The organism is Rhodococcus sp. OAS809, assembly GCF_040546695.1.
Classification (GTDB): domain Bacteria; phylum Actinomycetota; class Actinomycetes; order Mycobacteriales; family Mycobacteriaceae; genus Rhodococcus_F; species Rhodococcus_F qingshengii.
This window is the reverse complement of sequence record NZ_JBEPOI010000002.1, coordinates 543551-570362: the sequence shown is the minus strand read 5'-3', so window position 1 is coordinate 570362 and position 26812 is coordinate 543551. Positions and strand designations below refer to the sequence as shown.

The window sequence follows — 26812 nt, the reverse complement described above, 5'->3', positions numbered from 1 at the left end:
GCTTGGTGGCTTGAAGTTGTCATGCCCGTTCGGAGTATCCGGAAAACATCGAGAGCACCCGGGCGAGCACCGGTCCGATGACCGCCATGGCCGGAGGTTCGATCATCTCGTTGTGTTCGCAGCGCACGGGCACCTCCACGATCCGGCCCGTCACGAGTGGGCTCCATTCCTGCGGCGACCTGTCGCGCGGAATCGTGTCGTCTTCTCCGGATGCCAGGAAGATCAGCAGATCTCCTTCGTAGACCTGGGGAACGAACTGGTGCGTGATTCTCTGCGAAGTCTCGTACCCTCGGGCAATCCGTTCGAGGTCCCGACCGTCGACTCCCGTCTCGGGCCCGAGCCTCCGGGCCAACACGGCCGCCGCCTCGTCGAAGGTCAGATCTCGGTCGGTCTCGATCTCGAGGCCGAGTCCTCGCAGTAGATCTCGGACGTCGAGTTCGGCTGACGCAGGGGCATTGCCGTTGTCGGGGTAGCTGTCCATCATCGCCAGTGTGGCGACGTCGCGGCCGGACGATTGCAGTTCGACGGCCATGGCGTGCGCGATGACTCCGCCAAGGGACCACCCGAGTAAGTCGTACGGCCCGTCCGGCGAAACGGCCTCCACCTCTTCGACGTAGCGATGGGCTAACTGTTCGATCGACTGATAGTCACCGTCGTCGCTGAGAGCGGGGAGCTGAAGTCCGTACACGGGTCTGTCCTCGGGCAGATACCGCACCAAGCCGGCATACCCCCAGGACAGGCCGATACCGGGGTGCACACAGAACAGCGGTCGCCCAGTCCCTTTCGTCCGCAGTGGAACAACCACGGCGAGAAGCTCTTCCATACCGGCGTCGGCTGTCGGCATGTCGAGGCGTCGAGCGATTCCAGCGGGTGTCGGGTCGAGGAACATCCACTGAAGCGGGATTCTCCGTCGGAAACGAGAGTGCAGTGCGCTGACGATTCGGGTGGCCACCAGGGAGGACCCGCCCAGGTCGAAGAAGCTGTCGGTAGTGCTCACCCGGTCGACACCCAGAACCTCGACGAACGAGTCGACCACGGCGCGCTCGGTGTCGGTGACCGGCTCGCGGAACTCGGCTGCAGCCGAACCGAATTCGGGTTCCGGTAAGGCCTTTCGGTCGAGCTTGCCCACCGGTGTCATCGGAATCCGATCGAGAAGCACCACTGCCGACGGAACCATGTGCGAGGGTAGTCGGTCGGCTGCGTACGCCCGTATCTCGTCGGTGCCGGTGGCGTCGGCAGCTGACGCACGCACGTACGACACCAGGACCGTTTCACCCGACGGTCCCGTGTGGCCGACAGTCGCGGCGAAGTCCACCGACGGATGGCGTGAGAGAACTGCATCGATTTCCCCGAGTTCGATCCGAAAACCACGGACCTTGACCTGGAAGTCGCTGCGCCCGATGTATTCGAGCGTGTGATGCGCTCCATCGCCGGAGCCAACGATTTTGGCACTGTCACCGCCGGATTCACGCCAACGCACGACATCTCCGGTGCGGTACATCCGGCGCCCCGGCGATCCGTACAAGCAAGCGACAAATCGTTCCGACGTGAGCGACGCCCGATTATGGTACCCACGTGCCATACCTGGGCCGATGATGTACAACTCCCCCGGCACGCCCACCGGGACGGGCTGCAAACGCTCGTCCAGCACCAGGAAGCCGAAACCCACTGCCGGCGAGCCGATGTTCACTCCCGCACCGGGTTTCATCGAATCGCTGACACTCGCCTGCACGGTGGTTTCAGTCGGGCCGTAGCCGTTGTGCAGCCTCCGACCCGGCGCCCATTGCGCGACGACCTCCGGCGGGCAGGCCTCGCCCACCAGATCGAGAACACGGAGCGCCTCGAAACCGTTGTCACCCAACGCCGCCAGCGCGGTCGGTGTAATGGTGGCATGAGTGACCTGCTCGCGCCGGAAAACATCGGCCAATTCGGCGCCACCGTACACAGCAGGCGGAACGATCACGACTTGCGCCGAGGCGCTGAATGCCATCGTCAACTCGAAGATGGAAGCGTCGAAACTCGGCGATGCCAACTGAGAGACATGAGAGTCGTGAGTGACCTCGAACCTCTCACGAGTTTCGGCCGTGAAGCTCGCCAAACCTCGATGAGTAATGTTCACTCCCTTGGGTTTCCCGGTAGATCCCGAGGTGTAGATCAGGTAGGCCGGATGATCGAGGTTCAGTTCACCGGTTCGATCGTCATCGGTGATCGGTTCCGGCGACAGCGCGGCTACCCGCCGGGCGAAGTGTGGGTCGTCGAGTTCCAGCCAGGGAACAACGTCGGGTAGGTGAGTTCGGCTGGTCTGAACAGTCAAACCGAGCGAGGCTCGGCAATCGGCGAGCATGTATTCGACGCGCTCGCGCGGATAGGCCGGATCGACAGGCACAAAAGCCGCTCCGGCTTTGGTCACCGACCAGATCGCCACCACCGATTCGATCGAGCGAGGCATTCCCAGTGCCACGAAGGTCTCCGGGCCCACACCGCGACCGCACAACTCCCGGGCAACACGATTCGACCACTCGTCCAGGTCGCGATAACTGAGCTGCCGGTTCTCGAGCGACAGGGCCACCGAGTCAGGATCGATCGCCACGGCGTCCGCCAACAACTCAGGCCACAATTTCGGAGGTACTTCGGGGAGCCCATGCGCCGGCGTCAACTCGCGACGTTCGGGATCGCCGAGTAGGTCGATGTCACCGATCGGTACCTGCGGATTCCGGGTCACGGCCTCGAGCACACGAACGAACATATCGGCAAAACCGCCGACCGTACCGGGGTCGAAGAGATCAGTGGCAAAGTCGACGGCTCCGCTCATCCCTCCCGGTTCACCGCGATCGTCGTACTCCTCGGCCAGAAGGAATTCCAGGTCTACCTTCACTACCTCGAGTGCAGGGTCGATCCCGCGGACTTCCAGTCCCGGTAGCTTCAGAATCGGTCGTTTGTTGTTCTGGAATTCCAGCGACACCGAGGAAATCGGTGCATAAGCGCTCGACCGTTTCGGCCCGACCGCGTCCACTACCCGCTCGAAGGGCACGTCGGAATGAGCGAACGCGGCGAGGTCGACTTCGCGGCAATGCTCAACCAACTCGCGGAACGATCGAGCCGGATCCACCTGTGTGCGCAGTGCGAGCGTGCCGACGAACATGCCGACCAGATCATCGAGGGCACGATCTCCCCGGCCGGCGATCGGCGTGCCGATCACGATGTCGTCGGTGCTGCCCAAACGTGCCAGCAAGAGCGCGAGCGCTGCATGCACAGTCATGAATGCAGTGGACTCGTGCTGCCGCGACACGTTCAGAATACGGCGGTGAAGATCATTGCTGATCGAGAAGTGAATCCGCGAGCCGTGAAAACTCTGTTGCGTCGGCCGGTCTCGATCGAGCGGAAGTTCCAAGAGGTCGGGAGCACCTGACAGTGCACGTCGCCAGTAAGCCAACTGCTCACTGATCACCGACCCGGGGTCGTCGACTGAGCCCAGAATCTCCCGTTGCCAGAGCGCAAAGTCGGCGTACTGGACTGGAAGCGGCGTCCACTGGGGATCCCCGCCGTACGCGTGGGCCTCGTATGCAATCATCACGTCTCGGGTCAACGGAGACATCGAGAAGCCGTCAGCCGAGATGTGGTGCACCACTACGGCAAGCACGTGTTCGCGCTCATCGATGGTGAACAACGCTGCCCGCAGGGGAATTCGTGCGGCGACGTCGAAACCGGCCGAGACCATCCGGGCAAGCTCGTCACGGAGATGATGTTCGTCGGTCCCCGATGTCTCGGTCAGTTGCGGCAGCTCGGCGCTCTCGGTGGGCAGGATGTGCTGGACCGGTCCGTCACCGTGGACCGGGAACATCGTTCGCAGCGATTCGTGGCGGGCGATGACATCGGACATCGCTGATCTCAAGGCCGGTTTGTCGAGTTCACCGCTCAACCGCACCACGAGCGGAATGTTGTATGCAGGAGAACTGGTGTCGAGTTGATTGACGAACCACATCCGCTGCTGAGCAAACGACAAGGGGATGTTGTCGGGTCGGGGGCGCGGTCCCAGTCGCTCCGACCCTTCGGCAACCGACTGGCCGATCACCGTAGCCAACTCGGCCACCGTCGGCGTCTCGAACAGATCCCGCACGCCTACGGTAGCTCCGAGCACCGACCGTAGCCTCGCCGCGACCGAAGTGGCGCTCAGAGAATTTCCACCGAGCTCGAAGAAACTGATGTCGGTACCGACTCGTTCGAGGCCGAGCACCTCGCCGAACACGTCCGACACTGCCTGTTCGACCGGGCCGACCGGGGGACGGAAATCCCCTGTGGTCGTCTCGATTTCGGGTCTTGGCAACGCCGAACGGTCGACTTTTCCGACAGCGGTCAACGGAATGTTCTCCAGCACCGTGAGAACGGCAGGCACCATGTGCGAAGGCAAGCGCCGGGCCACGGCGCGAATCAGGATCCTGGTGTCCAGTCGACCCGCCGTGGGCACGACGTACGACACGAGTCGGGTGTCTCCGGTGGGGCCGGAATCGGCAACCGTAACGGCAAAACCGACGTTGGGCTCCGACATCAGCACACTGTCGATCTCACCGAGTTCGACACGGAAGCCTCGAACCTTGACCTGGAAGTCGCTTCGCCCGACGTACTCGACACACATGTTCGCCGTCCATCGCACGATGTCGCCGGTGCGGTACATCCGCGTTCCTGGGTCAGCCGGGTTGGCAACAAAGCGTTCTGCCGTCAACCCCGCCCTTCGGTGATATCCCCGTGCCACGCCTGGTCCGGCCAGGTACAGCTCGCCGGGGACCCCGACGGGAACCGCTTGAAGTCGAGTGTCGAGCACCAGTTCGCTGACGCCCCTGACGGGTCCACCGATGGTGATTGGTTCTCCGGCGGTCATCGGCGGGCTGACGTTGGACATGATCGTTGCTTCGGTCGGTCCGTACGCGTTGTACAAGCGGCGGCCAGGTGCCCAGCGAGCGACGAGGTCGGGCGGGCACGCCTCGCCCCCGAATACGACTTCCGAAAGTTGTTCCAGCCCAGCCGGGTCCACCGATGCCAATGCCGCTGTGGTGACGAACGCGTGCGTGACGGCGTGCTCTGCCAGAAGTTGCGCCAGGTCCTCGCCCCCGTAGATCCCGGGTGGAGCGATAACCATCGTCGCCCCGGCTCCGAAAGCCTGCAGATATTCGAAGAGCGACCCGTCGAAACTCGGAGTGGAGAAGTGCAGCGTGCGTGATTGTGGAGATGCGCCGTAGCGTTCGAGCTGGTCTCGGGCGAAGTTGTCGAGCCCTCGCTGCGTGACCACGACGCCCTTGGGCACGCCGGTCGACCCCGAGGTGTAGACCACGTAGGCAGCTGAATCCAACCCGATCGGACGGAGTCGGTCGTTGTCGGTCAACGGGCTCCCCGAGAATCCCTCGCACTTCTTCGTGAAATGCGGATCGTCGATAATCAGCCACTCCGCGATATCGGGCAATCGATCTCGGCCCGCGGTGGTGGTCAATCCGAAGCTGACCTTCGAATCGATCAGCATGTGATTGATCCGCTCGTCCGGATAGTCGGGATCGATCGGCACGAACGCAGCGCCTGTCTTGGCGACGGCAAGTATCGACACCACGGACGCGAGAGAACGTGGGACACCGACCGCTACATAGTCCTCGGTTCCCAGGCCGTGCGAGACGAGCATGCGAGCAATGCGATTGGAAAGGATGTCCAGCTCACCGTAGGTCATGCTGCCGTCCGCCGATTCCACGGCCGGTGCGTTCGGATCACGCTGGGCTGCCTCGTCGAAGATCTCCGGGAAGACGCGCGACGACCCGCCGGCCGTGCCACGGACTGGCACCAATTCAGTATGTTCGGAGGCTGCGAGCACCGACACCACAGCCAAGGGACGATTCGGCTGGGTACACGCTTCGAGTACGCGCCGCAGTCGTCCGGCGATCTCTTCGATGTCGACGGCACCGAAAACCTCGGGTATGTACTCGAATTTCAGGCGGAGCCTGGTGTCGACCGATGCTACGAGGCTGAGCGGGTAGTGGGCAGCGTCCTTGGCTTCGACATCGGTGATCCGGACCCCCGCAATATCGGCATCGGACGAAAGCCCCTGACGGTCAACGGGATACGATTCGAAGACAGTCAACGTGTCGAATCCGATCTCCGGCCCCGCGCCTACGTGGATCTCGGAAAGCCCGAGACAGTGGTGATCCGACAGCTCTGCTTGCTCGGCCTGGATCCGCGCGAGGAGTGTGCCGATACTTTCACTCGGGCGCAGCGTGATTCGGACCGGAATTGTGTTGATGAACAGCCCGACCATGGTTTCGATCCCGGTCAGCTCGGGAGGTCGACCCGACACCGTCGCTCCGAACACCACATCGTCTCTCCCGGTCAGTGCAGCAAGGACGATCCCCCACGATGCCTGAACAATCGTGTTGATCGTCAGCCCGAGTTCACGCGCCATTCCGCGAAGTGAGGTTGTGAATTCCTCGTCCAGATCGAACACCCACTCGGCCGCCATGGTGGAGAGTCGACGCGATCGAACCGCTGGAGCCAACAGCGTCGGTCCTTCGACTCCGCTCAGCGTCCTCGCCCACACAGCTCGGGAAGCTTGCTGATCGCGGCGGCTCATCCAGGTCAGATAGTCGCGATACGCGCGCGCGTGAGGCAAGGCCGCCACTTGACCGTCGGCGGCATAGAGCGTCGCCAATTCCCGGATCAGCAGGGGCATGGACCAGCCGTCCAGAAGGATGTGATGATTGGTGAGCACGAGCGTGAACTTTTCGGGGGCGAGAGCGATCAGGGTGAATCGGATCAACGGCGCCCGTGCCATGTCGAACGGGCGCGCTCGGTCCTCGGCCAGCGCTCGATCAATTTCCTGATCTGGTGCACCCGTGAGGTCGATTTCCTGCCACGGCGCTGCCACGTTGCTTCGGACCACCTGGACGGCACGGCCGTCGGCGCTGTGAAGGAAGGCGGTACGCAGGTTCTCATGCCGGCCGAGCAGCGCGTCGGCGGCGCGGCGCAGGCGCTCCGAATCGACTGCGCCGGCTAGATCGAGAGCCACTTGTACGAGGTATGCGTCGACCGATCGTTCGGCCAATTCGGCGTGGAACAACAACCCCGCTTGCAGTGGAGAGAGTGGCCAGACATCGCTCAGGTCGGGACACCGACTTTCGAGGTCGTCGATCGCCTCCTGTCGAAGATCGACCAGATCGAAGTCCGAGGGTGTGAATCCGCCGCCGCCCGCCGCGAACTCTGCGAGTCCGGCCAGTGCGTCGAGCCACCACTGCCCCAGTTGCCGAACGTCGTCCGCACCCAGAATGTCCGGTGGGAACGTCCAGCCGGCAACGAGCTGCGGACCGTCCTCGGTATCGCTGTCGACCGTCATCACGTTGACCTCGAGGACGCTGGCGAGTGGGAGATCGACGGCCGCAACCGTCCGCAGGTCCTCGTCACGGATCGGTACCCATCCCGCTGAAGCGTCGGCGTCGGATCCACCGACGCGTCCGAGGTAGTTGAAGCTGATCTGAGGCACCGGAAGTTGCGAAAGAGTGTGTGCCGTTTCGCGGTTCAGATAGCGCAGCAACCCGAAGCCGATGCCGCGGTCCGGCACCGCCCGGAGTTGTTCCTTGACAGTCTTGGCAGCGACGCCGGCAGCCGGGCCGCCGGCGAAGGCGTCACCCGGATCCACTCCGCTCAGATCGATCCGCACCGGGAAGATCGTCGTGAACCATCCCACCGTGCGAGCAAGATCTGCCCCGGGAACCACCTGTTCCTCGCGTCCGTGCCCCTCTAGACTGATCAATGTCTCCGGATTGTCGATGCCGCGGTCCATGCGCCAGCGGACCATCGCAAGTGCCAAAGCCGTCAACAATCCGTCCTCGACGCTCCCGTGAATCGCCTGCGGAACTGTCGTCGACACGGCCTCGGTCAATCCCGTGGGAACTCGTACTTCGATGTCAATGGTGGCCGAGGCGGTGTCCCTCTTCGTCAGGGCGCGCACACCCAGAGTCGGATCCGGGCCCTCGAGCACCTCTCGCCAATAGTCGATTTCAGCGACCCGATCCGGCTCGCGCGCGGCGTCGACGAGGCCATGTGCCCATCGACGCATCGAGGTTCCGACCGGAGCAAGTGACGGGTCGACGCCTGACTGCACCTGCGCACAGGCAAGTGCAAGATCGGGGATCAGGATTCGCCAGGAAACGCCGTCCGTCACGAGGTGGTGCGCCACGATTAGCAACTGTTTCCGGCTCTGCCGGTCCTTTTGAATCTGTCCGTCGGTGTCGAGCAGGACTGCCTGCACCATCACACCTGCCTCCGGGTCGAGCCGCCCCAGAGCTGCGTCGAGTTCTGTCGAGACCGTCTCCGCGGCAGAACCCCCGAGGCTCCCGTGGCGTACGACGGTCTCCGCCCGCACCGTACCTACAGGCGCAACGTCCATCCGCCGAGCGGATTCAGGATGATGCGTCGCCCGGATGCCTGCGCGGAGGATGTCGTGGTGGTCCAGCACAGCCTGCATGGCCAGTGTCAGCGTGACCTCGTCGAGCGTGGCAGGAACCGAGAGCAGAACAGATTGGGAGTACCGGCGAAAATCTCCACCACGGTCAAGCATCCATTCGACGATCGGCGTCAATTCGATCTCACCGACGCCGCCGCCAGGCAATTCGTCGACGACGACACGGTTGCCAGCCGTTCCGGCCGTCTCGGACAGCGCCGCAACAGTTTTGCGTTCGAACACCTCGCGCGGTGTGATCAGAACTCCGGCAGACCTGGCGCGCGTCACCAACTGGATGGACATGATCGAGTCACCGCCTAGAGTGAAGAACGAATCGTCGACCCCCACCTCCTCGAGTCCCAGAACTTCGGCGAACAGACTCGCAAGGATGTTTTCCGTTGCGGACGCGGGGCCACGACTTACGGTTGCCTGTCGCCCGAAGTCAGGTTCAGGCAATGCATTCCGGTCGAGCTTTCCGTTCACCGTCAGCGGCAAACCCTCGAGAACCGTCACGACAGCGGGGACCATGTGGGGCGCCAACCTCTGTGAGACATACTCGAGCAACGCCGCCGGAGAGATAGTGGCACCGGACTCCGGCACCACGTAGCCCACCAACCGGTCTCTGCGGGCTACCACCGCCGACTGAGACACGCCCACTCCGGAGAGCAGTGCAGCCTCCACCTCGCCGAGTTCGATTCGGTACCCCTTCACCTGCACCTGCAGATCGTTTCGTCCGAGGTACTCCAGCTGCCCGCTGTCGTTCCAGCGCCCCAGGTCACCGGATCGATACATACGCGCACCACTGACCGCGAGGTCGGGAATGAACCGCGCGGACGTCAGACCGAACCGGCCGAGGTATCCGCGTGAAACCTGATCACCGGAGACATACAGTTCACCCACCACACCGGGCGGCACCGGGTGCAACCGCTGATCCAACACATACACACGCAATCCGGGTAACGCCCGACCAATCACCGAGGCCGATCGTTGACGCACCAGCACACGATCGAGCGGTAAATGGCTGACGTGCACAGTGGTCTCCGTGATGCCGTACATGTTGACCAGATCTGGTGACGAAGTCCCGCGACGGGCGTACCAGCGCGTCAACTGTCCGAAGTCGAGCGCTTCTCCGCCGAAGATCACGTAGCGCAATGACAGGGCCACACCCCCGGCAAGCCGGTCGGCTTCCGCCAATTGATAGAAGGCAGTGGGAGTTTGATTGAGCACCGTGACACGTTCGTGCCGTAGCAATTCGAGGAATGCCTCTGGTGAACGGGCCGTGAAGTAGTCGACCAGTACCAGTCGGCCACCGTGTGCGAGTGCGCCCCACATTTCCCAGACCGAGAAGTCGAATGCCTCCGAATGGAACATCGTCCACACATCGCCGCTGCCGAAGCCGAAGAGCGCTCTGGTGTTTGCCAGCAACGTCACTACGCTGCGGTGAGAAACCTGCACCCCCTTCGGGCGCCCGGTGGACCCCGAGGTGTAGATCACGTAGGCCACCGATTCGGGTCGGAGCGGTAGCAGCCGATCTCGGTCGGTCACCGCAAGCGGAGAAAACCCTTGCAGCGCATCGAGAATCACCGGGTCGTCTACCGCAATCACTGGAATCTCGCTGTCTGCGATTGCGTCACTGTCTCGTATGTAGTCGCCGTCGGCCCGGGTGGTCAACACACACTTCGGCCGGGCGTCACGCAGCACGAAGTCCACCCGGTTTACCGGAGAAGTCGAGTCCACCGGTACGTATCCGCCACCCGCCTTCACCACCGCCAGCAATGCCACCATCAGGTCGATCGAGCGGGCCATCGCGACTGCCACCAAGGTTTCCGGCCCCACCCCCTGCGCCACCAACAGTCGAGCAAGGCGGTTTGCTCGCTCGTCGAGTTCGCGGTACGTAACCGACAATCCGCCGCAGCGCACCGCCACGGCATCACCGGACGTCAGCGCCGTGCGATCGAAGAGATCCGACAACGAATCCTCGTCTGTTCCGGCGCCGGAGGGCGTGGGCGCAACCAGCAACCCGCTGAAATCGCCGGCCAGAATCATGTCGATATCACCGACGACCACCGACTGGTTCTCGGTCACGGCGCCGATCACTCTTTCGAAGCGCGCCGCGATGCGCGCCACCGACATTCGATCGAAAATATCTGTTGCATAACGGAAACCGGCGCTGATACCAGCGGGCTCACCGTGCTCGTCGACGTGCTCCATCACACTCAGTTGCAGATCGAATTTCGCAACCGCGAGATCGACGTCGAGCGAGCGAACCGTCAGTTCCGGCAAGTCGAAGCGCAGTCCCGTATCGGTCTGGAATTCGAGGAGTACCTGAAACAGAGGTGAATGCTCGGTGGAACGGTCGGGCGAGAGGTAATCCACCAACCTCTCGAAGGGGATGTCTGCATGGTCCAGAGCACCGAGATCCGTTGACCGCACCGCGGCCAACACCTCGGCAAAGGTTGCTCCGGATGAGACAGGTGCGCGAAGGACGAGCGTGTTGACGAACATCCCGACCACATCGTCGAACACCGATGCACCGCGACCTGCGACCGGAGTCCCGATCACTACGTCGTCCGCTGTAGTGAGCCGTGCCAGCAATACCGCCAGAGCCGCATGCATCACCATGAACAGAGACGAACCGTTCTGGTGTGCGAGTTCGTTCAAAGCTCGATGGATCTCGGGCGAGAAGTCCATCGAAACCACCGCGCCCTCGGCAGACCGTTTCGAGGTTCGTGGTCTATCGAGAGGGAGCGGCAAGACGTCCGGAATACCCGACAGCTTCGCTGTCCAATAATCGAATTCGGCCGAGGGCGAAGTTTCCGGACCAACGTCTGCGTCGACGATCTCACGCTGCCAGAGGGTGTAGTCGGCGTACTGAACCGGCAGCGGCGCCCAGTCCGGGCTCCGACCTTGCGTGCGCGCGGTATATGCACTCATCAGGTCGCGTGCCAGTGGTGCCATCGAGAAGCCGTCTGCGGCGATGTGGTGAACAACGATCGCGAGTACATGCTGCTCCGGTCCGGTTCGGAGTAACCTCACGTGCAGCGGGAACCCTTCGGACACATCGAATCCGATGTCGAAGAACGCGTGCAAGTCCGTGAAAAGCCACTCGCCGGGAATCGGCACGGGGTGGATTCGAGGAGCAGCGACCGCGGGTTCGGCGATCACCTGGTAGGGCCCGTCTGCGGACGCAGGAAAGATCGTTCGAAGAGATTCGTGCCGTTCCACCACATCACCCAGCGCGGCTTGGAGCGCACCCGAATCCAGGAACCCGTCCAGTTGTAGTGCGACGGGGATGTTGTAGAGCGGAGACGACGTGTCGAACTGGTTGACGAACCACATCCGCGATTGCGCGAACGACAGCGGAATACGTTCTGGCCGTGCCCTACTCGTGAGGGGCACACGAGTAGCTTCCTCGGGTCCAGGCTCGCCCGGCGCGGAGTCGATTGGATCTATCGAGGCCGCCAGGTCCGCGACCACGGGGGCGTCGAACAGTGCATTGACCCCCATATTGGTGTGCAATGCGGCGTTGATGCGGGCGATGACTCGAGTGGCGCTGAGGGAATCCCCGCCGAGTTCGAAGAAACTGTCGTCGGCACCCACCTGGTCGAGACCGAGAACGTCGGCAACAGCACGGGCGATTCCGATTTCGGCAGGAGTGGCAGGAATCCGATATGCAGCGCTCGCAAAATCGGTGTCCGGGAGGGCTTTACGGTCCAACTTCCCATGCACCGTCACCGGAAACTCCCCCAACACCACCACCACCGACGGCACCATGAACCCCGGAAGAGACCTCCGCACCCCCTCCAACACCACCACCTCATCGACCACCACCCCCACCTCACCCACCACAAACCCCACCAAAAAATCCCCACCCACACCCGACCGCAACACCACCACCGCACCAGCCACCCCCACCTGAGCAGCCAACACCGCCTCCACCTCACCCAACTCCACCCGCTGCCCCCGCACCTTCACCTGAAAATCCGTGCGCCCCACAAACTCCAACACCCCACCACACCCCCACCGCACCACATCACCCGTCCGATACACCCGAGCACCCACCACCCCCGACACCGGATCCGCCACAAACCGACCCACCGTCAAATCCACACGACCCTCATACCCCCGAGCCACCTGCACCCCACCCACATACAACTCCCCCACCACACCCACCGGAACCGGCCGCAACCGCGAATCCAACACCAACACCCGCGTATTCCACACCGGCCGACCAATCGGAACACCCACCCCCACAACACCCTCCACCCGATGAAACGTCACATCCACCGACGCCTCCGTCGGCCCGTACAAATTCACCAACTCCGCACCACACACCCCCGCAAACCGCCCCGCCAACACCGACGACAACCCCTCACCCGACACAAACACCCGACGCAAACCCGAACACCCCACCCCCAACTCCCCCACGCTCAACTCCCCCACGAACACCTCCAACATCGACGGCACAAAATGCACCACCGACACCCCCCACCGCTCGATCACACCCACCAAATACACCGGATCACGATGCCCACCCGGATCCGCCACCACCAACCGCGCACCCACCATCAACGGCCAAAACAACTCCCACACCGACACATCGAACGACACCGGCGTCTTCTGCAACACCACATCCCCCACACCCAACGGAAACTCCCCCTGCATCCACAACAACCGATTCACCACCCCCGCATGCGACACCACCACCCCCTTCGGACGACCCGTCGACCCCGACGTGAACATCACATACACCGCATGCTCAGGCAACAACACCCCCAACCGATCCCCCACCCCCACCGGACCACCCGAAAACCCCGAAACATCAACACAACCCACATCAACAAACCCCACCCCCACCGGCAAACACCCACCATCACCAACCCGCGACAACACCACCACCGGATCCACCACACCCACCACAAACCCCACCCGCTCCACCGGCGCACCCACATCCACCGGAACAAACACCCCACCAGCCCGCACCACCGCAAACACCGCCACCAACAACTCCACCGACCGCGACAACGCCACACACACCCGCGACTCCGGACCCACCCCCAACGAAATCAACAACCGCGCAAAACGATTCACCCGAACATCGAACTCACCCCACGACAACACCACCCCACCACACACCAACCCCCCACCACCCACACCAGCAAACCGCCCATCCAACACATCCACCAACGTCAAACCCCCCACCACAACCCCCACACCATCCCAACCACCCACCACCAACCCACGCTCACCGGCGACAAACACGTCGACCTCACCGACCGGTGTATCCGCGTTCGCTGCGAAGGCGGCAAGAATCCGCGACATTCGCTGTGCAATGGTGTCGACCGCGGCGCGGTCAAATGCCGCCGGCTGGTACCGCAGGCTGACCTGCAGCGTCGGTTCCGCGACCGACAGCACGGTGAGCGGGTAATGCGTGGCGTCGCGGGCATTCACAGCGGTGACGCGCATACCGGCAATGTCGGTGTTCCCGCCCATCCCCGAGGTATCGATCGGATACGACTCGAAGACCGACAGTGTGTCGAACAAATTGCCTGTCCCTACGACAGATTGAATCGCGCCGAGTCCGACATAGTGATGATCGAGCAGAGCTGTCTGCTCGCTTTGCAGTCGAGCGAGCAGCTGCGTACACGTCTCGTCCGGATCCAGTTGCACTCGGACAGGCAACGTGTTGATCAGCAGCCCCATCATGTTTTCCACACCAGGCAACTCGGGTGAGCGGCCCGAAACCGTGACGCCGAAGACTACGTCGTCACGGGAAAGCATCCGAGACAGTAGGACACCCCACGCCGCCTGGATCACCGTGTTCATCGTGATCCCGCTCCGTTGGACCAGCGCACCGAGTCCGTCGCGCACCGAATCGGGTAGATCGACGGCAACCTCTTCGGGCACCAGCTGCTCCGCGATCGGCGTCGAAGGCGCCAACAACGTCGGCTCGTCGACGCCTTCCAAGGCGTCCTCCCACGCCGCGAGCGAGGTCTCCATATCGCGGTGCATCAACCATTCCAGATAGGTGCGGTACGACGGAGTCTCGGGAAGATCGGCCGGGGCCCTCTCGACCGAGAGACTGTCGTCCGCGTATCGCATCAACAGTTCGCGAACCAGCAACGGCATCGACCAACCGTCGAGAACGATGTGATGGTTCGTCACCACCAACACACACCTCGTCGGCGAGGTTCGCAGCAACGTCAGCCGAAGCAGTGGCGGCGAAGCGAGGTCGAAGGGTGCACTGCGATCCTCGGCGAGGCGGCGCTCCAGATCTGCGTCGGTTGCCGATCCGCGATCACTCAGGTCGACCTCGGTCCAGGGAATCACGGCATCGTCGACAATCAACTGCACCGGTAGGCCGTGTACGTCGTAGACGAACGCTGCACACAGATTCGGGTGGTTTGCCAATAGTCCGGCAGCAGCGCCGCGCAAACGCTCGGAATCAACCGATCCTTCGAGCTCGACGCACAACTGCGCTGTGTAGACGTCCGTCGACGTGGCCGCCAGTGAGGCATGGAACATCAGCCCGGCCTGAAGGGGCGACACCGACCAGACATCGTGCAATCCGGGGAAGTCGTTCTCCCAGCGTTCGATCTGTTGTTGGTCGACCGAGACGAGGGGAATGTCCGACGGCGTCAGACCGCCCGCATCAGGTCGCGACGCGTGCGCGGTGAGTCCGTCGAGCGCACGACGCCACAGTTCCGCGAACTCCGCGATGTCAGACCTGTCGAGCACTCCGCGGGGAAAGGTGAAAGATGCTGTCAGGCACGGCCCGTCGACGTGGTCCTCAACCGCGGCGTTGATGTCGATCACGGACGCCACAGGCATGGACGGGTTCTGGGTTCCGCCGAGCCTTCGATTGCCCTCCACCGGCAGCCAGTCCTGTGTTCCGTCAGAGGAGCTGATCCGGCCCAGATAGTTGAAACTGATCTGAGGAGAACGGAATCGGCCGAGTGGGTCGCTCTCGCCCGACAGGTACCGCAACATCCCGAATCCGATTCCATGATCGGGGATCGCACGCACGTACTCTTTGACAGCTTTGAGAGCCCGCCCGGCGTCGGCGCCACCTGCCAGTGCGTCGTCGACGTCGATTGCGCCAAGTTCCACGCGCACCGGGTAGAGCGTGGTGAACCAACCAACGGTGCGAGCGAGGTCTGCACCATGAACCGCTCCTTCCTCGCGCCCGTGTCCTTCGAGCGTGATCAGGGCGGCAGCGATATCCATACCGCGGCGTCGTCGCCACTCGATCGAGGCCAACGCAACAGCGGTGACGAGTCCGTCGTTCACGCCGGCGTGGAATGCCGCAGGAACCGTGGTGAGAAGGTTCCTGGTCGCCGAAGGCGAGATGTCCACTGTAACGGTGTCGACCGTGTCGTCGACGTCGATCGTGGGATCGAGTGGGCGCGAACCGATCAACGGGTCATCGCCGTCCAGGATCGTTTTCCATATGTCCAGTTCGACGCTCCGGTCGCCCACGTGCTCGACAAGCCCATGCGCCCATCGCCGGAACGACGTTCCAATCTGTGGCAGTTCGGGCGTGACACCGGCCTGGAGTTGTGCTGTCACCGACGCCAGGTCGGTGACCAGAATGCGCCACGAGACGCCGTCGACAACCAGGTGATGAATCACCACAAGTAGTCGGCCCCGCCCGGTCGACACGTCAGGTTTGTCGGCCAGGTCGAACCAGATCACGCGCACCATGTCAGCCGTGGCGGGATCCAAGCTGTCGGCCACGGCCTCGAGTTCTCCCGACGCCAAGGCCCTGAAACCTTCGTCGTCCACCGAATCGACAGCTACGCGGTGGATCAGTCCTTCGGCCGAGATCGAGCCGGGTGGTAAGACTTCCATGACCCGGTCACTCTCAACCAAGCGAGCTCGAAGCATTCCGTGGCGGTCCAGCAACACCTGGAGACCACGGACAAGGAGGTCCTGGGTGAGATCAGCGGGAGCTGTCAGCAAGAGCGCCTGGGAGAACCGTTTCACTCCGCCGCCACGCAGCCCGCCACTGCTGCGGTCGAGCATCCACTGCGCCACCGGGCTCAGTGGAACAGTTCCGACAGCGGATCCCGGTAGCTCCGCGAGTACATCAGGCCTGTCCTGCTCAAGGTGCGCCGACTCGGCAAGCGCGGCGACGGATTTGTGGTCGAAAACATCTCGGGGTGAGATGATCACACCCGCATCGCGAGCGCGGGCCACCAATTGGATGGACATGATGCTGTCGCCACCGAGCTCGAAGAACGAATCATGCACTCCTACCGCGTCGAGACCGAGAACCTGCGCGAACAGAGCGGCAAGAAGATTCTCGGTTTCCGTTCGCGGTGGCCGGTCGGGTGTGGCGGCGGACGAGAAATCGGGTGTGGGAAGCGCTGCGCGGTCGAGTTTTCCGTGAACCGTCAGCGGAAGTGCGTCGAGCACCACCACCGCCGCCGGCACCATGTACGACGGCAGGCGCTTGCCTGCATGGGCGAGGACGTCTCGCGGATCGACACTCGCTCCGCGATCGGGAACCACGTAGCCGATCAACCGATCCCTGCCGTCGCCGTTCCAGACGGCCGTCACCGCCTGGGCCACGCGCGGGTGCGTCTGCAGTGCCACCTCGACTTCCCCGAGTTCGATGCGGAACCCACGGACTTTGACTTGGGCATCGGTGCGCCCGAGATACTCCAGCCGTCGGTCGGGCGTCCACCGCACGCGATCGCCCGTGCGATAGATCCGCGTTCCCGGCGCACCGAAGGGATCTGCGACAAACTGCGTGGCGGTCAACGGGTATCGCCGGTGATAGCCGCGAGCGAGAGCCGGCCCGGCAAGATACAACTCCCCCGCGACACCTACCGGTACCGCTCGCAGACGCGAGTCCAGCACTACCTCGCTGAATCCGCGAGTAGGTGTGCCGATAGTGACCGGGTCGTTCGGAGCCAGTGCCGCACTGATGCTCGACACGACAGTTGCCTCGGTAGGACCGTAGGCGTTGAACATCTTTCTGCCCGGCGCCCAGCGGGCCACCAATTCCGGCGGACACGCTTCCCCACCTGTCACGACACAACCGACAGTGGTGAGACCGTCTGGGTCGACGGACGTTAAGGCCGCCGGAGTCACAAAACAATGGGTGACGCGCTCGCGCTCCAGTAACGCCGCCAGTTCCGACCCGCCGTAGACGGTCGGTCGCACGATCACCATCGTGGCTCCAGCACCAACGGCCATCACGAGCTCGAGAACCGACGCGTCGAAACTCGGCGAAGCGAAGTGCAGAGTTCTGGATCGGGTCGTGGCGGCGAAGGTCTCACGCTCCTGGAGCGCGAAGTCGCTCAACCCGCGATGTGTGACCGTCACGCCCTTGGGTGTTCCTGTCGACCCCGACGTGTAGATCAGATAGACCGGATTGTCGATGCGAATCGGTGCCTTCCGATCCGCGTCGGTGACTTTCGATGGCGAGTACGCCCGCAGCCGTTCCTCGAAACCGGCATCGTCGAGGACCAGCCACGGCACGAGGCCGGACAATGCCGCGTTGTGAGCTCGAGACGTTATCCCCCACCCTGCACCGGAGTCGCCCAGCATGTGCTCGATACGAGCAGCAGGATGTCCCGGGTCCACGGGAAGGAATGCCGCACCTGTCTTGGCAATGGACCACACCGCCAGAACGGACTCGATGGAGCGTGGGAGACACAACGCCACCACCGATTCGGGACCCACTCCGGATTCGATCAGCATGCGGGCCAATCGGTTCGACTGCGCGTCGAGTTCGAGATAGGTCACTTCACGTTCCTCGAACACCAGCGCAACGGCGCCGGGATCCTGGGCAGTCGCCATATCTGTTGCTGCAGTCAGCAAATCCGGAAGGGTCTGAACAGCGGCGGAAATCTCACCTCGCACGGGTACCAGTTCGGCTGACTCATAGGCGTCGAGGATCTCGATATCTCCGATCCGTGATTGCGGATCCGTGATAACGCGCTCGAGAATCCGTTGCAGGCGGTCGGCGAAGCCCGCTACCGTTTCCTCGTCGAAAATATCTGTGGCATATCCGAATTCGGCGCGAAGACCGTCGTATTCGCCGGCTGCGCCGGCGTTCCGCGTCACCGTCAACTGAAGATCGAAGTTGATGGTGTCGATCTCGACGCCCACGTCGGTCACCTGCAGGTCGGGGAGTTCGAGTGCAGGCCGTTCGATGTCTTGGAACTCCAACATGACTTGAAACAGGGGCGAGTACGCCGTCGAACGTGAAGGATTCACGATCTCGACGACTCTTTCGAACGGCACGTCCGCGTGAATGAAGGCGCTCAGATCTACGTTTCGGACCTGGTCGAGGAAGTCTCCGAAAGTTGCGCCGCGGTCCACTGCAGTGCGCAACACCAACGTGTTGACGAACATGCCCACCAGGTCGTCGAGTTCGCGCTCCCCACGCCCGGCGATGGGAGTTCCGACGGCTACGTCGTCCTCATCACTGAGCCTCGCCAGCAGCACTGCCAAGGCTGCGTGCACAACCATGAAGACCGTGGCGTTGTGTTTGCGCGACAGGGCAACCACACCGGCATGCACCTTCGGACCGAACACGAACCTGATCCGTCCGCGTCGAAGCGAACGCACATCAACACGCGGTCGATCGGTCGGAATGTCGAGAACCTCCGGTGCGCCCGCAAGATTCTCGGCCCAATAGCCGAGCTGTTTCGAGATCAGAGACCGAGAGTCCGATTCCGAGCCCAACCAACCACGTTGCCACAACGCGTAGTCGGCATACTGGATCCCGAGCGGCGCCCACTGCGGTGCCTCACCGTTCACACGGGAGGTGTATGCGCTCATGAGATCTCGGGCCAGCGGTACCGTGGAGAATCCGTCGGCGGCGATGTGGTGAATCACGATCACCAGGACATGCGAGTGGACCTGGTCGTCTCGCCGCAACAAGGTGGCGCGCATCGCGACCTGCTGCATGACGTCGAAACCATCCGAAACGATCTGCCGGCAACGCTCGCGCAGCTCTTCCTCTCCCTGCACAAGTATCGGTGCAAGATCCGATACCACCTGTGAGGTAGACATGATCACTTGACGCGGGCCGTCGTCAGTGAGAGGAAAAACAGTGCGCAAGGACTCGTGCCGCTCGACGACGTCGACAAATGCCGCGTGAAGTGCACTCAGATTCACTGTGCCGTCGAGCCTCAACGCGCACGCGACGTTGTAGGCGGCGGACTCGGGGTCGAACTGATTCGCAAACCACATTCGCTCCTGCGCCGGCGAAAGTGGGATATCCGTCGTCGTACCCCGCGGCCTCAACGCCGGCTTGGCCCCCTCTCCTCCGCGACACTGCGCCAACTCGGCCAGCGCTGCAACGGTAGAAGCATCGAAGACGTCGCGAATGTTGATCCGTTCGCCGAGAACAGAATTCACTCGCGCAACCAGCCTGGCCGCACTGAGAGAGTTCCCACCCAGGGCAAAAAAGTCGTCGTTCACGCCCACCGTCGACGTTCCCAGCAGATCATCGAAGATTGCGGCAACCGTCTCCTCGACCGGCGTTCGTGGCGCAACATACTGCAGCGGTTGAGGTTCGAAGTTGACGTCCGGGAGGGCTTTACGGTCCAACTTCCCATGCACCGTCACCGGAAACTCCCCCAACACCACCACCACCGACGGCACCATGAACCCCGGAAGAGACCTCCGCACCCCCTCCAACACCACCACCTCATCGACCACCACCCCCACCTCACCCACCACAAACCCCACCAAAAAATCCCCACCCACACCCGACCGCAACACCACCACCGCACCAGCCACCCCCACCTGAGCAGCCAACACCGCCTCCACCTCACCCAACTCCACCCGCTGCCCCCGCACCTTCACCTGAAAATCCGTGCGCCCCACAAACTCCAACACCCCACCACACCCCCACCGCACCACATCACCCGTCCGATACACCCGAGCACCCACCACCCCCGACACCGGATCCGCCACAAACCGACCCACCGTCAAATCCACACGACCCTCATACCCCCGAGCCACCTGCACCCCACCCACATACAACTCCCCCACCACACCCACCGGAACCGGCCGCAACCGCGAATCCAACACCAACACCCGCGTATTCCACACCGGCCGACCAATCGGAACACCCACCCCCACAACACCCTCCACCCGATGAAACGTCACATCCACCGACGCCTCCGTCGGCCCGTACAAATTCACCAACTCCGCACCACACACCCCCGCAAACCGCCCCGCCAACACCGACGACAACCCCTCACCCGACACAAACACCCGACGCAAACCCGAACACCCCACCCCCAACTCCCCCACGCTCAACTCCCCCACGAACACCTCCAACATCGACGGCACAAAATGCACCACCGACACCCCCCACCGCTCGATCACACCCACCAAATACACCGGATCACGATGCCCACCCGGATCCGCCACCACCAACCGCGCACCCACCATCAACGGCCAAAACAACTCCCACACCGACACATCGAACGACACCGGCGTCTTCTGCAACACCACATCCCCCACACCCAACGGAAACTCCCCCTGCATCCACAACAACCGATTCACCACCCCCGCATGCGACACCACCACCCCCTTCGGACGACCCGTCGACCCCGACGTGAACATCACATACACCGCATGCTCAGGCAACAACACCCCCAACCGATCCCCCACCCCCACCGGACCACCCGAAAACCCCGAAACATCAACACAACCCACATCAACAAACCCCACCCCCACCGGCAAACACCCACCATCACCAACCCGCGACAACACCACCACCGGATCCACCACACCCACCACAAACCCCACCCGCTCCACCGGCGCACCCACATCCACCGGAACAAACACCCCACCAGCCCGCACCACCGCAAACACCGCCACCAACAACTCCACCGACCGCGACAACGCCACACACACCCGCGACTCCGGACCCACCCCCAACGAAATCAACAACCGCGCAAAACGATTCACCCGAACATCGAACTCACCCCACGACAACACCACCCCACCACACACCAACCCCCCACCACCCACACCAGCAAACCGCCCATCCAACACATCCACCAACGTCAAACCCCCCACCACAACCCCCACACCATCCCAACCACCCACCACCAACCCACGCTCGGGCACGCCCAAAATTTCCGTATCCCCTACTGGCACTGTTGGATCCGACACGACCGACCGGAGGAGGCGGACGAAACGCTCGCCGAACTCGGCGACTGTGGTGCGCTCGAAGATATCGGAGGCATAGGTGAAGGCGGCATCGAAACCCATGGGGAGGCCGTCTTTGCCACGCTGCTCGGAGAGCGACAGTTGCAAGTCGAATTTGGCGACACCGACGTCGACTGGAACAACATCGACACCCAGTCCGGGTAGTTCGAGGTGGGGATCTGCGGTGTTCTGGAATTCCAACAGAACCTGGAAGAGCGGTGAGCGAGATGACGAACGCTCCGGCGCAACTGCATCGACGACTCGCTCGAACGGCACCTCGGCTTGTCCGAACGCTGCCAGATCGACTTCGCGAGTTCGTGAAAGGATCTCCTCGAAAGTCGCGGCGGTGTCAACGGTGATTCGCAGGACGACCGTGTTGACGAACATCCCGACCAGATCGTCGAGGACTTGCTCGGCGCGCCCTCCTACCGGAGTCCCGATCGCTATGTCCGGCGAGGCGCTCAGCCGTGCCAACAGAACCGCCAGCACTGCGTGCATCACCATGAACGGTGTCGTGTTGTGATTCCGAGCGAGTTCGAGGAGTTCACTGTGCACGTCTGCGGGCACCGAGAATCGGACCGATTCACCGCGCATGGATCGTTCCGCCGGTCTCGGTCGATCCAGCGGAAGGTCGATCACGTCAGGTAGACCGGCCAGGGTGGACGTCCAGTAGTCCAACTGCTTCGCCTCGAGCGTGTCCGGATCGTCGTCACTGCCGAGCAGTTCGATCTGCCATTGGCTGTAGTCGGCGTACTGCACAGGCAAAGGCGACCAGTCCGGTGCCCGTTTCGCAGCCCGCGCCGCGTAGGCGCGGGTCAGGTCGCGGGCCAGCGGCTCGAGGGATGCTCCGTCCGCCGAAATATGGTGAACCACCAGCGCAAGGACATGATCGTCCGGCGTGACCCGAAAAAGGGAGCCGCGCAGGGGCACGTTCGCGCTCACGTCGAACCCCTCGCGAGCGAGATCGGCGATGCGCCTGTCCAAGGCTTCCTCGTCCACGGATACTTCCCACGCGATCTTCGACGTCACGCGTTCCGAAGGCACTACTACCTGATGGGGGCCGTCGACCGACGCCGGGTAGACGGTACGGAGCGATTCATGCCGATCGACAACATCTCCCACCGCGCGCTGCATCGCAGCGACATCCAAGGCACCTGACAGTCGGACCACCATCGGAATGTTGTAGGCCGGGGACGACGTGTCGAACTGATTGACGAACCACAGGCGTCGTTGTGCCACAGACACCGGAATCTTGTCCCTGTACGAATGTGCCTGCAGGATTGGACGCTTCGAACGCGTGCGATCAACGCGGGATGACTTCGCATCCCGCACGTGACGGGCCAATGATTCGATAGTCGGTGCTTCGAACAAAGTCCGCACCCCGAAATCGATTTCTTCAGCGGCATTTACGCGAGCGATCAGCTTCGTGGCAATCAGTGAGTTCCCGCCCAGATCGAAGAAGTCGTCACCCGCACCCACCGTCTCGACGCCTAGAACATCGGCAAAAATCTCGGCGAGCACTAGTTCCTCAGCGCCCTCGGGCGGTCGAAAGTCGTCCGACCGAGCATCGAGCCGAGGTGCAGGTAAGGCAGCGCGATCGACCTTTCCCGCCGGAGTTACCGGCAACTCGTCGAGTAGAACAAATGCCGCAGGAACCATGTACGACGGAACACGGCTCGCGACGTACCGCGTCAGCTCGGCCGTCGAGAGCGCACTTCCGCCGGCAGGCACGACGTACGTGGTGATCATCGCTGTCCCGGAGGGAGCCGCACGCGCCACGGTGACTGCATTCTCGACCTGCGGACACGACCGCACGACGCTGTCGATTTCCCCGAGTTCGATACGAAATCCGCGAACTTTCACCTGGAAGTCACTACGACCGACGTACTCGAGTCCACGGCCACGGCGCCACCGCACCAAATCCCCCGTTCGATACATCCGCTGCCCGGGGAGGCCGAAGGGGTCTGCCACGAATCGTTCTGCGGTCAACGCGTACTTCCGGTGATATCCACGTGCGAGCGCGTCTCCCGAGATGTACAGCTCGCCCACAACACCGTCGGGGACGGGGTGCAATCGCTGATCGAGCACGATCTCCTCGAAGCCGCGGAGCGGACCGCCCACTGTGATGTCCTCCGACGACACCATCGGCTCGCCGATGTTCGACATGACGGTGGTCTCGGTCGGCCCGTACGCATTGCACAGCCGTCGGCCGGGAGCCCAGCGCTGCACGAGATCCGGCGGACAGGCCTCACCACCGACCACCACTTCGCCGAAGTCCGAAAGGCCCTCGGGCGAAACTGTTCCGAGCGCCGCAGTAGTGACAAAACCATGCGTGACACGCTGGGATTCGAGGAAGTGAGACAACTCGTCACCGCCGTAGATCGTGCTCGGCGCAATCACCATGGTCGCTCCGGCACCGAAAGCCAGCAGGTATTCGAAAATCGAGGCGTCGAAACTCGGGGTCGAGAAGTGCAATGTTCGCGCATCCTGGGTCGCACCGAACCGCGAACGCTGTTCGGCAGCAAGCGCTTCCAGTCCACGATGCGAGACCGTCACCCCCTTGGGGAGTCCGGTGGACCCGGACGTGTAGATCACGTATGCGGGATTGTCGGGCCGGATCGGGTGCACCCGATCGACATCGGAGATGGAACGCACGGACAACCGTGCAAGTCGGCCACGGAACTCGGCGTCGTCGATCGCTGACCAGGGAACCGAATCCGGCAAGCGATGAAGTTCCGCGACGACCGTGAGTCCCAGTACGGCGCCGGAATCGGTCAGCATGAAGCGAACACGTTCATCCGGATAGGTCGGATCCACCGGCACGAATGCCGCGCCGGCTTTGCTCACGGCCAACATCGCGACAACCGATTCGATCGAACGCGTCATACCCAGCGCCACAATGTTTTCCGGACCGATGCCGCGGTCGATCAATTCTCGGGCCAACTTCGACGAACGCTCGTCGAGTTCTCGATACGTCAACTCGGCATCGAGATACGACAGGGCCACGCCGTCGGGGTGTGTGCGCGCCGCACCGTCGAACAAATCGGCCAGGGTGCGATGCGAAGCGCGCGGGTCACTGCGTACAGGCCGTATCGCGGATCGCTCGACGTCGGACAAGATGTCGATGTCGCCGACCATGATTGCCGGATCCGCTGTGACGGATTCCAGGACGCGCGCGAACCGCAAACCGAGGCCACGTACCGTCTCGGCGTCGAACAGGTCGGTGGCAAACGCGAGCCTTACCGAGATTCCGGACGGCGTACCCACCTCGTCGAAAGTCTCGACTGCAGACACTCCGAGATCGAAGCGGCCGATGTCGCGAGGGTGCTCGTCAGCGCCGGTGACGGACTCGAACGTCACCTGTACAACCGGCGCATAGGCGGGTACATCCTCCACGTGCAATGGCTGAACCAACTGCTCGAGCCGTATCTCGCTGTGCGCCCGCGCATTACTGTGGACCTCGACGACGCTGTACAGGAGCGCCGTGAAAGTCGTCACCAGATCGACGCGACTCCGGATGGCGACGATGTTCGCGTCGGATCCCGCGGGCGTACCGATCACAACATCCGAAGCACCGGACAACCGGCTCACCAGGAGAGCAAAGCTCGCATGTAAGACCGCACGAGTGTCCGTCCCGAGATCACTCGCCATCGCCGTGATCCGCGCGTGGGTGTCGGCGGCGATCAGGACCTCAACCTGTGCACTGTCCAGCGATTGCGTTGCAGGCCTGGGTCGATCGAAGGGAAGTTGCAAAAGTTCGGGCGCCCCGGCGAGCTCATGTCTCCAATACTCGAGGTGCCGGACTTCGCGTTGTCGTCGCTCGCCCTCTCGGGCCGTCGGGCCGTGAATGTCTGCGAGTTCGGCACCGGAATCAGACGCGATCAACTCTTCCAGCAAGCCGACAAAGTTCCGGTGGTGCTCGCGTAAACCCGCCTCCTCGTATCGGATCGGGTTTGCCCGGAAGTCGACACGCAGCCTGTCGCCGCTCGGATACACGTTGACCAGAAGGTCTTCCACCGGCCCGGAGGTGATGATGTGATACTCCCCAACCACCTCGCCCAACTGCACCTCCTGGCGAAACAGCATGACGTTGACCATGGGCCCGGCATATGAGTCTTCGCCTTCCAGACCGCTCGTCACGCCTGCGTCCCGACGGATGTCGTCGAGGCTGCAGCGCTGGTGCCGCAATGCACCCATGAGCTCATGTTGGACCTGGGCGAACAGTTCACCGACGGTGTCGACCGCTGCGACACGGATGAGCAGTGGCGTGACGTTCACCATCATGCCGCCCGAGTCCCGCAGCACCGCCGTAGTCCGTCCGGACATCGGAACATGAATCTGGACAGTCTCTTTCGCCGTCATCCGCGCGAGGTACAACGCGAGCGCAGCGATGACCGGGGCAGCGTGGTTCTCGGATTCGTAGAGAAGGGCACAACTTCGGTCCGAGATCAGTGTGCTTTCGAGTCGGCTCTCGGTTTGCGCGGGCCCAGAAGCCTCCGCCAGGCTGGATCCAGCGAGGGTGGTATTGCGCTCAGCCCAGTACTCCCGGTCGGCGGCGAATCGATCCGACATTCTGTACCGCTCGTCGATGTCGTACAGCGTGCGCAGTGTCGCGGCACGACTCGGCTGCGAGTCCTTTCTCGCCGCCGAGGCTGAGTACCGATGCGCAATGCGGTTCATCATGGTCATGGCGCCGAAACCGTCGAGCGCAACATGATGGATGCGGCTGTACCACAGATAGTGCGCGTCACCCACGCGCAGCACAGCGGTCGCGACGATTCCGTCGACTGCCAGGTCGAGCTGCGTCCGGCAATCTCGGCGCATCCACCCGAGGGCATCCTCGATCGGATCGGGGGACCCACGGAAGTCGACCAAACCGACCGAGATTTCGGCCTTCTCATCCACGTACTGCATCGGGTGACCGTCGATCTCGATCACTTTGAGCAAAGGAGATTGAAACTCGTATGCCACCGCTCGCGTTTCGCGATCCAGCAGTTCGACGTCGAGTTCGCCGCGCAGCTCCACGTAGTGCGCTATCAGAATCGGGACTTCGGGATCGAATTGCTGAGCGAACCAGGTTGCCCGTTGGGCGGCCGAGAGCGGAAAGAGCGTCTCACCAGAAGGGTCGGTCCGACTTACCTCGAAGGGTTTCAC

The 26812-nt window shown here is 62.8% G+C and carries 1 protein-coding gene; it reads right to left on the bottom strand.

Features of this window, described 5'->3' with window-relative positions; all coding sequences use genetic code 11:
- Positions 1-19: 19 nt before the first annotated feature.
- Positions 20-26812, bottom strand: coding sequence for a non-ribosomal peptide synthase/polyketide synthase (locus tag ABIE52_RS05690; RefSeq protein WP_354541466.1), 26793 nt, complete (start codon positions 26810-26812; stop codon positions 20-22).